Source organism: Luteibacter sp. P4_D7_3 (assembly GCF_056401735.1).
Window position 1 is genome coordinate 1 of the sequence record NZ_JBFUIT010000094.1, and the last position, 12,814, is coordinate 12,814.

The following is a 12,814-nucleotide window of genomic DNA, read 5'->3' on the forward strand; positions in this document are numbered from 1 at the left end:
GCGCGCCGCCGTGAGCACGCCCTGCGCATGGCACGGCACCCGGCACTTGTCGGGCAGGCCACTGGTTCCGGCATTGATGACATACGCGCAGTTCACGACCAAGGGGTAGTAGTTGGACGAATCCGAGTAGAAATGCGGATAGACGATGAAGCCATTGGGATAGGCGGAGAGGCCGAAGTTCGAGTCCTCCCGAAGCCAGGAGAACGAAATGCCGCCGGCGGAATTGTTAGGGTTGGGAATCCACGAGTGGTAGCCGGTCGACCAGACCGTTCCACGCATGAGGACGCCTGAGCACAGCACCGCCGGCGTATAGCTCGGCTGGCACGCCGACATATTCTCGTCGTAGCGTCGCTGCAGATGCTGCGCGACGGTAGCGCCGTCTTCCTGCGGAGCCACTCCCTGCGTAGTGATCCGCGGAGCGTGGGTTGCGCAGCCGGCTACCAAAAGCAGAAGGGCAATGACCTTCCAGGGTCGCGCGTGGCGTGTCGTCATGACGCGTCTCCATCCATGGTGACTTTCGTCGCTACTGTTGCCTGACCATCGAGGTGGCGCAATAGTCCGTCGGTTGTAGGGAAGACCTGCGGATTTCCGGCACAAAAAAACGAAAGGCCCGGCAATGCCGGGCCTTTCATTTACAGCCACCGAAGGGATCCGCTGGCAGCTCCCTCTAGGAGGCGCTTCAACGGCGATGCTCTCAACGACGCGAACGAATCGCCGTGATCAGCGCACGCGTTGCCCCGTCGAACTGCGACAGATCACCGGCGTCCTTGTCGTTCGACAGCGAGGGGTAGATCTGCTTGGCGATGACCTTGCCCAGCTCCACGCCCCACTGGTCGAACGCATTGATACCCCACAGGTGACCGAGCAGGAATACCTTGTGTTCGTACAGCGCGATCAGCGCACCCAGCGAATGCGGGGTGAGCGAGTCGAGCATGAACACGGTGCTCGGGCGGTCGCCCTTGAACGTGCGCTGCGCGGCGAGGGCATGACGCTCTTCGTCCGTGCCTGTCTTCGCTTCGGCCAGGGCTTCTTCGTACGTCTTGCCCAGTGACAGCGCGGCCGCCTGCGCAAGCAGGTTCGACGTCAGCACGTCCTGGTTCTCGCGCAGCGGATGCGCCGGCTTGACCAGACCGATGAACTCCAGCGGCACGATATCGGTGCCCTGGTGCAGCGCCTGGAAATAAGCGTGCTGCGCGTTCGTGCCGATGCTGCCCCAGACCACCGGGACGCTCGCCTGCTTCACTTCGCTGCCATCGCTCGGATGCACATGCTTGCCGAGGCTTTCCATCTCCAACTGCTGGAGGTAGGACGGCAGGTCCACGAGCGAATCCACATAGGGAATCACAGCACGGCTGGTGGTACCGAGGATGTTGCGGTTCCAGATCTCGGCGATGGCAAGCAGTACCGGAAGGTTGTCCTTCCATTCCGCACTGCGGAAATGGTCGTCCGTTYCGGCGGCGCCGGCGAGCAGGTCGCGGAAGCCCTTCATGCCGATGGCGAACGCAATGGATGCGCCCACCGCCGACCACAGCGAATAACGACCGCCGACGTAGTCCCACATCGGAAGTACCTGCGAGGCACCCCATTTGTGTACGGCTTCGTCGTTGGAGCTCACGGCGATGAAATGCTTCGAGGCCTTCGCCTCGTCACCGCCCTCGGCCTTGAGGATCCAGTTGCGGAACACGCCGCCGTTGAGCAGCGTTTCCTGCGTGTTGAAGCTCTTGGACACCAGGATGACCAGCGTGCGCGCCGGATCCAGTACCTTCATCAGGTCCGTCGCGGCCTGGCCGTCGACGTTGGTGAGGAAGTGGCTCTTGATGCCATCGACGTGGAACTGTTCGAGCGCATGCACGGCCAGGCGCGGGCCCAGATCCGAACCACCGATGCCGATGTTCACGACGTCGGTGACCCGACCGATCAGGCCGACCGACTCGCCTTCGCCCTTGTGCACGGCGTTGACGAGCGTTTCCATCTTGTCGAGCGCATCGGCGACTTCCTTGCGGACATCGGCCGGTGCTGCCGGATTGCGCGATGCGCCACCGCGCAAGGCGGTGTGCAGCACGGCGCGGTCTTCGGAGGTGTTGATGTGTTTGCCTTCGAACATCGCATCGCGCGCGGCTTTCCAGCCGGTGCTTTCGATGTACTCGCCAACCGCATCGAGCGCGGCGACGTCGAGCTTCTGGCGGGAGGCGTCGAGAAGGATCGGACCCATGCGTCGACGCAGACGCTCACCGCGGGCTTCGTCCTGGACGAGCGCGCGGAGGTTGGTAGCGGCGAGACGGGAGGCGTGCTCCTCGAAGGAGGGCAGACGGTCGTGCTTTGATTCCATGGCTTCCACTTGGCGGCAACGGAGAGGGGAATCCCGATCTTACCGCAGTGCAGCGTAGGCGGATTGCAAAAATCAGACGATGTAGGAGCGGACCGCCGGCACCGATGAGGATCAAAGCCTCATTCGGTGCCGGGGAAAGCCTGAGGGTTCGCGGACAAGTCCGCTCCTACAACGCAGGCTGCTTACGCCGCCTGCTTGGGAATCGAATGGTTCGTATGCGTGATGCGGTTGTTCGCGTCGACGTAGACCAGGTCCGGCTGGTACTTGGCCATCTCGGCCTCGGACAGGCCGACGAAGGCGGCGATGATCACCAGGTCGCCGGTGGACACGCGGCGCGCGGCGCTACCGTTCACGGAGATGATGCCCGAGCCCTCTTCCGCACGCAGCGCGTACGTGACGAAGCGTTCGCCGTTGCTGATGTTCCAGGCATGGATCTGCTCGTACTCGCGGATACCCGCGGCATCGAGCAGGTTGCCGTCGATGGCGATCGAACCTTCGTAGTTCAGCTCGGCGTGAGTCACCGTGGCCCGGTGGATCTTGCACTTGAGCATGTTGAGGTGCATGGCGGTCTCTGGAGTTTGGCGGTTACAAAAACGCCCATTCTAACGGAGGGTTGCCCGCTCCGTCGCATGGGCTTCCTCTGTCGGTGCGCTTTATGGGGGACGGCGCCTGGAAACGCAAGTCCCCGTTCGTGAAGGGATTCAGTCGAAAGGCAGGTTGTCGATCAGGCGGGTCGCGCCCAACCGGGCGGCAACCAGCGCCACCAGGCCTTCCCGCTCGTCCGGAGCCGGCTCGGCGAGGTCTTCGGCACGGCGGATGGCCAGGTAATCCGGCACGAAGCCGGCGCGCTCCAGCCGGGCCTTGGCGGCCTGCTCCAGCGCCTGCCAGTTATGCCCCTGGCGAAAGAGCTCACGCGTCTGCTGCAGCGTCGAGTAGATCTGCGGCGCGCGGGCCCGTTCCTGGGGCGAGAGGTACTGGTTGCGTGAGCTCGTGGCCAGGCCATCCTCTTCACGCAGGGTCGGTCCCGACATGACCTTCACCGGCAGGGAGAGGTCCCGGACCATCCGCTCGATCACCTTGAGCTGCTGGAAGTCCTTCTGGCCAAACACGGCGAGGTCCGGCTGGACCAGGCTGAAAAGCTTGGCAACCACGGTGGCTACGCCGTCGAAATGACCCGGACGATGAGCACCTTCCAGGGTTTCGGTCAGGTCGGGCACGTGGATGCTCACGCTGGAGGCCGCGCCGAACGGATAAAGCGTCGAGACCTCCGGCGCGAACAGGATGTCGCACTCCGCCTCGGCGAGCCCGGCCTGGTCCTGGGCCAGGGTGCGGGGATAGCGCTCATAGTCCTCGCCCGGGCCGAATTGGGTCGGATTGACGAAGACGCTGGCGATCACACGGTCGGCCCGGGCACGGGCCAGCTTCAGCAGGGAATAATGCCCGGCGTGCAGGTTGCCCAGGGTCGGCACGAAGCCGACGTTCAGGCCAGCACTTCGCCAGCCGCGAACAGTGGCGCGAAGTGCAGCGGCATCGGTAACGGTCTGCATAGTGGAACCCTCAGCTGAAACTGTGTTCGACGCCGGGGAAGCGCTGTTCACGCACGTCCGCGACGTAGGCGCCAATGGCAGCCTGGATGGAATCGCGTCCAGCGAGGAAATCCTTGGAAAACTTCGGTCGTTTACCCGGCGTCAGGCCGAGCAGGTCGTAGACGACCAGCACCTGGCCGTCGCAGTCGATACCCGCCCCGATCCCGATGACGGGGATGGACAGCTCGGCCGTGATGCGCGCCGCCAACGCCGAGGGGACGCATTCGAGAACGAGCAGGTCGGCACCGGCGGCTTCGACCGCCTTCGCATCGGCAAATAGCTTGTCGGCGGCGTCCTGGGTCTTGCCCTGGACCTTATAGCCACCGAACTTGTTCACCGACTGGGGGGTGAGGCCCAGGTGGCTGCACACCGGGATATCACGCTCGGCCAGCGCGGAGATGACCTCGCAGATGCGACCGGCGCCCTCGATCTTGACCATGGCCGCGCCACCCTGCCCGATCAGCCGCGCAGCGGTTTCCATCGCCGTGGGAGCGTCGCGGTCACTCATGAACGGCAGGTCGGCGACCAGCAGCGTGGCCGACAGGCCGCGTGCCGTCGCAGCGGTGTGATAGACCATCTCGTCGACGGTCACCGGCAAGGTGCTCGAACGTCCTTGCACCACCATGCCCAGCGAATCGCCGACCAGAGCCACGTCGACACCGGCGGATTCCAGTTGGGCAGCGAAACTCGCGTCGTAGGCGGTGAGCATCACGATCTTCCGGCCTTCGGCTTTCATCGCCTTCAGACCCGGCACGGTCACCGGCTTTCGCGCCGGCGCGCTCGTTTTTTCCACGTACACGCTGTGTCGCCTCGTTGGGTGAAACGGGAATTGTCCGCCTTGATGAGCGCTAGCTCAACCAAGACTCACGAAAGCGGTATGCAGCCTTGGGTATCTATCTTCCCGAGCAGGTCGCTTACGCGCCCCACACCGGGCAACTCCGCATTGGCGGCGATATCGGCCAGGGGCATCAGCACGAAGGCGCGCTCGGCAATGCGCGGATGCGGCACGCTCAGGCGTTCGTTGTCGATCACGTCGTCACCGTAGGCCAGCAGGTCGAGGTCCAGCGTCCGCGGCCCCCAGCGCTCGCCATCGCGAATACGACCGAAGGCACGCTCGGTCGCCAACAAGGCATCCAGAAGCTCCAGCGCCGGCAAACTCGTCTCGACAGTGATGGCCGCGTTGATGAAGTCGGGCTGCGCCACGGGCCCCCAGGGGGCCGTGCGGTAGAACCGCGAGCGCGCCACGACAGCCACACCGGGCAACACGTCCAGGGCGGCGATCGCGGCATCGAGCCGTTCGCGCACTTCACCCAGGTTGCCGCCCAGTCCGATCAGGGCACGAACGATCACGCGCCGCCCGAATCGCCCTTGCCGCGACCACCGGGCTTGCGCCGGCGGCGGCGCTTGCGCGCAGGCGCCGTGGCTGCAACGGTGGTTTCGTGCACGGGAACGCCACCGCCACCGAGTGCTGCCGCGAGCATTTCCGGCGGCAACTGCTGCGCGTGCGCCCACCATTCACCAAGCTCGCGCATGCGCTCGGATTCGTGCGCGCGCAGGAGGAGGAAGTCGAACGCCGCGCGGAAACGCGGATGCGACATCAGGCGGAACACACGCTTGCGATGGATCTGCTCGAAGCGGGGCTGGAGCGACCAGATTTCTTCCATCGTGAAGGTAAAGCGGCGCGGAATAGCGACGCGCTGGCATTGCTCGCCCACCACGTGCACGGCAGCGCGCTGCCAGGCTTCATTGATGTCGAAACCCTGGGCAATCCAGCCGTGCGCCTGATCACGCACCTCACCCCACAACAGTACGGCATAGAGGAAGGCCGGGGTGACCGACTTGCCTTCGGCGATACGGGCATCGGTATTGGCCAGGCCCTGCTCGACCAGCGCACGGAGCGCCTGGTCGCCGCGCTCGAGCGCGCGTGCGGTGGCCGGAAAGAGGAACTTCAGGAGGCCGCAGGCCTCGAGCATCCGGAAGCTCTTCAGGCCGTGACCGGCAAGGAAGAGTTTCAGCGACTCGTCAAACAATCGGGCCGGCGCGGCCTCGCCCAGCAGGTGACCCAGCGAGGCGAACGGCGCCAGGGCTTCCTTGTCGATGGTGAAGCCCAGCTTGGCGGCGAGACGCGCCGCGCGAAGCATGCGCACGGGATCTTCGCGATAGCGCAGGTCGGGGTCACCGATCAGTCGCATGGTCTTGTCTTCGAGATCCTGCATGCCGCCGACGTAGTCGCGCACGCTGAAGTCCGAGATGTCGTAATAAAGGGCGTTGACGCGGAAGTCGCGGCGGACGGCGTCTTCCTCGATCGTCCCCCAGATATTGTCGCGAACGATCCGGCCGTCGACGATGTGGCGGTCGCCCTCACCCCCCGTGCCGTCCTCACCCGTGCCACGGAAGGTGGCCACCTCGATGATCTCCGGCCCAAAGACGACGTGGGCCAGCCGGAAGCGGCGGCCGATCAGGCGGCAATTGCGGAACAGCCCCTTGACCTCGTCCGGGGTGGCGTTGGTCGCCACGTCGAAGTCTTTCGGGTGACCGCCTAGCAAGAGGTCGCGCACGGCACCGCCGACCAGGTAGGCCGCGAACCCCGCGTCGTGCAGACGATAGAGGACGCGCAGCGCGGCCTTGCTGATGTTCTTGCGGGAAATGGAGTGGTGTTCGCGCGGGATGACGCTGAGCGTCGGCGCAACCTCATTCCTGGTTTCGGGATTCAAGCGGTCGTGGTCCTGGCGGGCGCGGTGGCGTCCTTCAAGTGGGAAATGTAACGAATTAGACCCCGGCCGACGAGCCTGCAAAAAACCGTTGCCCGGCTCCGGGATTTCGCTATACTAGCGCGCTTCGTACCCCACGTACGACCTGCTCCCTTCGTCTAGTGGTCTAGGACACTGCCCTCTCAAGGCGGGAACACGAGTTCGAACCTCGTAGGGAGCACCACTTTTCCTCTTTCGGCGCCCATTCTTCGCATGACCTTTGTCGTCACTGACAACTGCATCAAGTGCAAGTACACGGATTGCGTCGAGGTTTGCCCGGTGGATGCCTTTCACCAGGGCCCGAACTTCCTGGTGATCAATCCGGACGAGTGCATCGACTGCACCCTGTGCGAGCCGGAATGCCCGATCAACGCGATCTACCCCGAGGACGACGTCCCCGCGGGTCAGGAAGTGTTCGTCGCGCTCAATGCCGAGCTGGCCAAGGCCTGGCCGGTCATTACCGAGCGCAAGGACGGCCTCCCGGACGCCAAGGAATGGGAAGGCAAGCCGGGCAAGATCGACCTGCTCGAGCGCTGATGCGGCGGACGGCGCCCGTTTAAGGCGTTTGATCCGCGGGTCGGTATTCGAACGTGGCCTGGGCGGCCTGGGTCGTTGGCAGGTTCACCTTTATCAGCGGCCGCCAGGCACCCACCGTCTTCTGGAAATCCGCCTGTTCCGACCGGCCGTCGGCAAGCCCAGCCGCAGTGGCATAGAAGAACGCCTCGACGCCAACCTTGTCCGGCGCACTCTTCCAGCTGTCGATGATGATCTCGTTCTGTACGTTGAAGGTTTCGACGCCGAGACCCTTCTCCGCGTCGAGTGACGCCGTGAACATGGCCGCCGAGTTCGCCGTGCCCTCTGCTACGGTGAAACTGCACTGTCGTTGACGCGGATTGTTTCCCGGAGGACCGCCCCAGTAGTGTGCAAGCCACTGGGCTGCGGTCGCGATGCCTTGACGTTGACAGGGCCCGCTGTCGGTCGGATACCCCGCATTTGCGCCGCAACCCTTCTCGGAACGGGCGTCACTGTCGGCATCGATGGGAAACGAGCAGAGGATGGCGAGCTCCACCGTCACGCCGGGCCGAAAAACCTCCGGGTACACGATGAATCCGTGCGTATACCCGTACGCCAGCTTGTTGTACTTCGCATCCTGGCGAAGGAACGAGAAGGAAACGCCGTCGCCCTTGGGGCTACCCGGGTTGGGATGCCAGGAATGGTAGGCGGTCGAGTAAGTGGTGCCGCGAAGCAGAATGCCCGAGCACAGGAACGAGGGCTGCGAAGCCCCACCGCAGTTGACTGATGACTCCCCATACCGCGCCGCCAGATGGTCACGGACCAGTGCGCCTTCCTCGTCGTGGCTCGCCATTGTCGATGGCGGAGCACCCGGCCGAACGGTCCGGGGCGGCGAAACAGTGGTGCACCCGCCGATCAATACGACGGCAACGATCATCATCCTGAAAATACGTCCGCGACCACGCATAGCACTCTCCTTGTGCGACTTTTCCGGCCCGCCTGGCCGGGCTGCTAGTGTCCCGCCCGCATGCAGCCAGGCCCATCCCCCATTGGTTGTAGGGTTTCAAGGCACATATTCGGAAATCGTTGCCACGACCTTCGAACGCCCAAAAGAAAACGCCGCCCGAAGGCGGCGTTCTCGATGCGCAGGATCTGGCGAAAAAAACTTACTTGCTGCCCATCCGCGACTTCAGCGCGTCGACCACGCGACGGACGCCATCGGCGTCGCCCTGGGCACGGACTTCGCTGCCGGTGCCGCTCGGATTGATGGTCAGCACGACCGTATGGCTCGCGCCCTGCGCCGAGGCCGGAGCGTCCTTGGCGTCCTGGTTTGCGTCCTTGCCACCACCGAACATGCGGCGGAACAGGCCCGGACGGGCTTCCGGACGGCCAGGCTTCGCGGCGATCTGGTAGGTATGGTTGGTGTCGTCGTGCGAGATCACGCTACCCAGGTCGCCCTGGGCCAGCTGTTCGCCGATGCGCTTGTAGGCGGTCTCGACATCGTCAGCCAGGATGAAGCCGTCGGAGACCGGCGCGGCGTTGGTTGCAGCGGCATTGGCGGCCGCGGCACCCGAGCCTACTTCCGGAATCACCAGGGCGGCGCTCGTCGACGGCGTATCCAGGCCCGGCGGAATCTCGAGCGGAGCTTCCTGCTGGGCACGATCCCAGTCCTTCTTCGAGCGGAACGCACCGCAACCGGACACCAGCAGGGCGGAAAGAATCAATGCCGGGACGACCAGCGCGTACGAGGTTTTCTTCATGAACTCGGGTTCCGTTGAATAGGGTTGCTTCAGGCAGCGGACGACAATGGTGCCAGAGCGGCGAGCGTTTCGCGCACCCTGTCCAGCGCCGGGCCCGCTTCCAGCTCGACCAGGGGCAGCCGTGGAGCGGCCGAACCGAGCCCCAGGGCAGCCAGACCGGCCTTGACCGGGATGGGGTTCGGCGCGCAATTGAGCGCTTCGATCAGCGGGGCAAGCCGTGCCGTCTCCCTCGCGGCCCGCTCCGGGTCGCCCGAACGGGCGGCGTCGCAGAAGGCGCGAAAGGCTTCAGGCACGAGATTGGCCACGACCGAAATGGTTCCGGCAGCGCCCGCCAGCATGGCCTGGTGGGCCGAGCCGTCGTCGCCGCTGAGGTAGACGAAATCCGGACGAATAAGTTCCGCGAGGGCGCGAATGCGCTCGGCGTCGCCCCGGGCTTCCTTGATGCCGATGATGCCCGGATGGTCGCGCAGCACCGCCACGGTCTCCGGCGCGATGTCGCAGCCGGTGCGCGGGGGCACGTTATAGAGGATGACCGGCAGGCCGCCCTCATCCGCCACGGCGAGGAAATGCCGGCGCATGCCTTCCTGGGTCGGGCGAACGTAGAACGGCGCGACCACCAGGGCCACGTCCGCACCCAGGGTCTTCGCGAGGCGTGTAGTGGCAATGGTTTTCGCGGTACCCGCCTCGCCGGTGCCGGCGATGACGGGAATGCGGTGGTTCACGTGCTTCACGGCGAAGCCGAGCAGGCGCTCGAATTCGTCGTGCTCGAGAAAATGGGACTCGCCCGTGGACCCGGCGACCACGACAGCCTGGGTGCCACCGGCGATCTGCTGGTCGAGCAGTCGGCCGAACGCGTCTAGATCGAGGGAGCCGTCGTCGGCGAACGGCGTCGCCAGCGCGGTGATACTTCCGGAGATGTCCAAGGTGAAACCCGTTGAGTTACCAGCCGTTCGCATGTTACCGGGGCACCTGCGGCGAGTCCATTCGGGGCGTGCACCCATCATTCCATGCGGAGTGTCTTGCTAGCGTGCGACGGGGCCAAGTAAGCTCGGGCCCGTAGCGACGCCCTGCGCCCCGCGGGTCGCGCCATCGGTAGTCGAGCCTTGAATCGTTCCGCAGTACGCAGCACCACCACCGACAACCAGCTCCTCATCTCGACGCTGTCGCCGGCACACCGCGCCCCGATCCTCGCGCTGGCCAAGCGCATCGCGGATTCCGGCTGCAACATGGCCGACGCCCGCGTCTCCACGATCGGCAACGACACCTCCGTGATGCTGCTCGCCTCCGGCGCCTGGGACGCCGTCGCCAAGCTGGAAACGGCGCTGGGCAAGCTCGCCCGCGACGAAGAGCTACAGATTGTCCATTACCGCACCACGCCGCGGGAGCCCACCTCGCACCTATTGCCTTACCTGGTCGAAGTGATCGCCGCCGACCGGCCCGGCATCCTGGTCAAGATCATCGAGTTCTTCTCGCGCCGCGACATCAGCGTCGAGCAGCTCACCTCCATGCGCTATCAGGCCATGCAGACCGGCGCCGAAATGTTCCAGGCGCAGATCACCATCGGCATTCCGTCGGAGACGCATATCGCCGCCTTGCGCGACGATTTCCTCGAGTTGTGCGATGGCCTCAATCTCGACGCCATCATGGACCCCGTGAAGTTCTGACCCAAGGGAAGACAAACCTACGCATGATCGGCAAGGGCAAGAAGCTACCCAAACTCGAAGGCGCGCTGGGCGATGGCACGAGCCTGTCGCTGGCCTCCCTCCACGGCAAGTGGGTCGTGGTCTTCTTCTACCCGAAGGACAACACGCCAGGCTGTACGAACGAGGCGAAGGACTTCCGCGATCTCTACGGACAATTCCAGGCCCGAAACGCCGAAGTCATCGGCGTGTCCCGCGACTCCGTGCGTTCGCATGCGAACTTCGCGACCAAACACGAACTACCCTTCCCGCTCGTCTCCGATGCCGACGAGGCCTGGTGCCAGGCCTTCGATGTCATCCATGAGAAGGTGCTGTACGGCAAACGCTATCTCGGCGTGGTCCGCAGCACGTTCCTGATCGACCCCAACGGCAAGCTCGCCGCGGAATGGCGTGGGATCAAGATCCCCGGCCACGCACGAGCCGTTCTCGAGAGTGTTCCCACCGCGTGACGGATACCGCGTCATGCGGCTCCTCCCCCCGGCCGTCGCCGTGCGGCCGGTTTTGCAACCTCTGCAAGAGGTCACTTCCGTATGACCGGAAGCAAGCGCATCTACGCCCTCGACACCAACGTGCTGCTGCACGACCCGACATCGCTGTTCCGCTTCGAGGAGCACGACGTCTTCATACCAATGACGGTGCTGGAGGAACTGGACGACAAGAAGAAAGGCGGCTCGGAAGTTTCGCGCAACGGCCGCCAGGTAAGCCGTTTCCTCAATGAACTGATCGAACACGGCGGCGGCGATGGCATCCGCAACGGCGTGGAACTGATCAACCCGCAGGGCATCAAGCTCAAGCGTGGTGCCGTGGGTCGGCTGTTCTTCCAACAGCGCACGGGCCACGGCAACGGCAAGGCCGACAACCAGATCCTGGCCGCCGTCATCGATCTACGCGACCAGTACCCCGACCGGCCGGTCATCCTCGTCTCCAAGGACATCAACCTTCGGATCAAGGCGTCGATCTACGGCATCACCGCCGAAGATTACGAGAACGACCGCGCGCTGGATGACTTCGCCCTGCTCTTTACCGGCTCGGACGAGCTCCCCGAAGACTTCTGGACACGGCATCCGGAACTGCGTTCCTGGAACGAGCGTGGCCGCACGTTCTATGAAGTGGACATGCTCGAGGAAGAAAACTGGTACGCCAACGAATGCCTGTACATGCCCGGCGAGAACGATGTCGAGCTGCGCGTACTGGAAATTCGCGGCGATGAGGAGAACCGCAAGGCAAAACTCGTCCTGCTCGACGATCACACGCATGCCGCGCACGGCGTGTGGGGCATCGCGGCGCGCAATCGCGAACAGAATTTCGCGATGAACCTACTGATGGATCCCGACGTCGACTTCGTCACCCTGCTGGGCACGGCCGGTACCGGCAAGACCCTGCTCGCGCTCGCGGCAGGCCTGGCCCAGGTGATGGACCAGCAGCGCTATCGCGAAATCATCATGACCCGCGCCACGGTCTCGGTCGGCGAAGACATCGGCTTCCTGCCGGGTACCGAGGAGGAGAAAATGACGCCGTGGATGGGCGCCCTGACGGATAACCTCGAAGTACTCGCCAATCCGGAGGAAGGCGGTTCCTGGGGGCGCCAGGCAACCAACGACCTGCTCGCGTCACGCGTGAAGATCCGTTCGCTGAACTTCATGCGTGGCCGCACCTTCCTCAGCCGCTATCTCATCATCGACGAGGCCCAGAACCTCACGCCGAAGCAGATGAAGACCCTGATCACGCGCGCCGGCCCAGGCACGAAGATCGTCTGCCTGGGCAACGTCGAGCAGATCGACACGCCGTACCTGACGGAGACCACATCGGGCCTCACCTACGCGGTGGACCGCTTCAAGATGTGGGCCCACTCGGGGCACATCACGCTCAAGCGCGGCGAGCGGTCGAGACTGGCCGATTTCGCTTCCGAAGCGTTGTAAGCAGCAGCAAAAGCGCGGGTAGCGATGCCCGCGCTTTTTTACCGGATAGCTCGCTGCGCGAGCTCATGCTCTTAATGTAGGAGCCGATTCATCGGCGAAAGCCAACGGAGCGGTAACGCCGTAAGCCTGTCACCGCCTATGACGCGGGTTGCACTGGAGAGCCGCGAGGGGCAAGGCCCTTGGGGCCGCAGGCGCGGCTCTTCGAGACGGGCCGTAGCACCGCGTTCGCATTCCATGTGAACTGAGCGGCCCTCAGC

The 12,814-nt window shown here is 64.4% G+C and carries 14 protein-coding genes and 1 tRNA gene; 5 read left to right on the plus strand and 10 right to left on the minus strand.

What is annotated here, in order from left to right; genetic code table 11:
• The 7 genes from AC1DSN_RS10655 to pcnB all read right to left on the minus strand — a co-directional run.
• Positions 1–492: hypothetical protein (locus tag AC1DSN_RS10655; RefSeq protein ID WP_477330636.1), on the minus strand; the 492-nt coding region annotated here is incomplete at its 3' end.
• A gap of 202 nt (positions 493–694) precedes the next feature.
• Positions 695–2,329 (minus strand): glucose-6-phosphate isomerase, encoded by a 1,635-nt coding sequence (gene pgi / locus AC1DSN_RS10660; protein ID WP_477330638.1) that lies wholly within the window; start codon positions 2,327–2,329, stop codon positions 695–697.
• Between the two features lie 182 nt (positions 2,330–2,511).
• Entirely contained in the window at positions 2,512–2,892 is a 381-nt protein-coding gene (gene panD, locus AC1DSN_RS10665; protein ID WP_046967327.1) for an aspartate 1-decarboxylase, read from the minus strand.
• Between the two features lie 138 nt (positions 2,893–3,030).
• Positions 3,031–3,876 (minus strand): pantoate--beta-alanine ligase, encoded by an 846-nt coding sequence (gene panC / locus AC1DSN_RS10670; RefSeq protein WP_477330640.1) that lies wholly within the window; start codon positions 3,874–3,876, stop codon positions 3,031–3,033.
• Positions 3,877–3,886: 10 nt separating this feature from the next.
• Positions 3,887–4,714 (minus strand): 3-methyl-2-oxobutanoate hydroxymethyltransferase, encoded by an 828-nt coding sequence (panB, locus tag AC1DSN_RS10675; protein ID WP_477297436.1) that lies wholly within the window; start codon positions 4,712–4,714, stop codon positions 3,887–3,889.
• 65 nt (positions 4,715–4,779) lie between these two features.
• Positions 4,780–5,262 carry a 2-amino-4-hydroxy-6-hydroxymethyldihydropteridine diphosphokinase gene (gene folK, locus AC1DSN_RS10680; protein ID WP_477297439.1) on the minus strand — a complete coding sequence of 161 codons (483 nt, stop codon included), beginning with the start codon at positions 5,260–5,262 and terminating at the stop codon, positions 4,780–4,782.
• The gene (pcnB, locus tag AC1DSN_RS10685; protein WP_063570393.1) at positions 5,262–6,629 is read right to left on the minus strand and encodes a polynucleotide adenylyltransferase PcnB; all 1,368 of its coding nucleotides are present in this window, start codon (positions 6,627–6,629) and stop codon (positions 5,262–5,264) included. The genes folK and pcnB overlap by 1 nt, the downstream gene beginning before the upstream one ends.
• A 144-nt stretch (positions 6,630–6,773) precedes the next feature.
• On the opposite strand from pcnB, the gene AC1DSN_RS10690 reads away from it, so the two are divergent.
• A tRNA-Glu gene (locus AC1DSN_RS10690) sits at positions 6,774–6,849 on the plus strand.
• A gap of 29 nt (positions 6,850–6,878) precedes the next feature.
• Complete coding sequence (gene fdxA, locus AC1DSN_RS10695) at positions 6,879–7,202, plus strand: ferredoxin FdxA (RefSeq protein WP_159890442.1); 324 nt, start codon at positions 6,879–6,881, stop codon at positions 7,200–7,202.
• A gap of 19 nt (positions 7,203–7,221) precedes the next feature.
• Here fdxA and AC1DSN_RS10700 read toward each other — a convergent pair whose 3' ends face one another.
• The 3 genes from AC1DSN_RS10700 to dapA form a co-directional block, all read right to left on the minus strand.
• Complete coding sequence (locus tag AC1DSN_RS10700) at positions 7,222–8,031, minus strand: hypothetical protein (protein ID WP_477296955.1); 810 nt, start codon at positions 8,029–8,031, stop codon at positions 7,222–7,224.
• A gap of 313 nt (positions 8,032–8,344) precedes the next feature.
• The gene (locus AC1DSN_RS10705; protein WP_063570391.1) at positions 8,345–8,938 is read right to left on the minus strand and encodes a hypothetical protein; all 594 of its coding nucleotides are present in this window, start codon (positions 8,936–8,938) and stop codon (positions 8,345–8,347) included.
• A gap of 29 nt (positions 8,939–8,967) precedes the next feature.
• The gene (gene dapA, locus AC1DSN_RS10710) at positions 8,968–9,861 is read right to left on the minus strand and encodes a 4-hydroxy-tetrahydrodipicolinate synthase (protein ID WP_477296960.1); all 894 of its coding nucleotides are present in this window, start codon (positions 9,859–9,861) and stop codon (positions 8,968–8,970) included.
• Between the two features lie 165 nt (positions 9,862–10,026).
• On the opposite strand from dapA, the gene AC1DSN_RS10715 reads away from it, so the two are divergent.
• From AC1DSN_RS10715 to AC1DSN_RS10725, 3 genes are all read left to right on the plus strand, one after another.
• Entirely contained in the window at positions 10,027–10,602 is a 576-nt protein-coding gene (locus tag AC1DSN_RS10715) for an ACT domain-containing protein (protein WP_063570389.1), read from the plus strand.
• Positions 10,603–10,625: 23 nt separating this feature from the next.
• A complete protein-coding gene (locus AC1DSN_RS10720; protein WP_063570388.1) occupies positions 10,626–11,087 on the plus strand; it encodes a peroxiredoxin in 462 nt (153 codons plus the stop codon).
• Between the two features lie 81 nt (positions 11,088–11,168).
• On the plus strand, positions 11,169–12,557 hold the full coding sequence (locus tag AC1DSN_RS10725) for a PhoH family protein (protein ID WP_063570387.1): 1,389 nt from the start codon (positions 11,169–11,171) through the stop codon (positions 12,555–12,557).
• The last annotated feature ends 257 nt before the right edge of the window (positions 12,558–12,814 follow it).

What these genes read in the sequence shown, in the direction of transcription:
- panD (WP_046967327.1), bottom strand. Translation starts at nt 2,892, where the DNA reads ATGCACCTCAACATGCTCAAGTGCAAGATCCACCGGGCCACGGTGACT.
- panC (WP_477330640.1), bottom strand. Translation starts at nt 3,876, where the DNA reads ATGCAGACCGTTACCGATGCCGCTGCACTTCGCGCCACTGTTCGCGGC.
- fdxA (WP_159890442.1), top strand. Translation starts at nt 6,879, where the DNA reads ATGACCTTTGTCGTCACTGACAACTGCATCAAGTGCAAGTACACGGAT.
- AC1DSN_RS10700 (WP_477296955.1), bottom strand. Translation starts at nt 8,031, where the DNA reads ATGGCGAGCCACGACGAGGAAGGCGCACTGGTCCGTGACCATCTGGCG.
- AC1DSN_RS10705 (WP_063570391.1), bottom strand. Translation starts at nt 8,938, where the DNA reads ATGAAGAAAACCTCGTACGCGCTGGTCGTCCCGGCATTGATTCTTTCC.
- AC1DSN_RS10720 (WP_063570388.1), top strand. Translation starts at nt 10,626, where the DNA reads ATGATCGGCAAGGGCAAGAAGCTACCCAAACTCGAAGGCGCGCTGGGC.
- AC1DSN_RS10725 (WP_063570387.1), top strand. Translation starts at nt 11,169, where the DNA reads ATGACCGGAAGCAAGCGCATCTACGCCCTCGACACCAACGTGCTGCTG.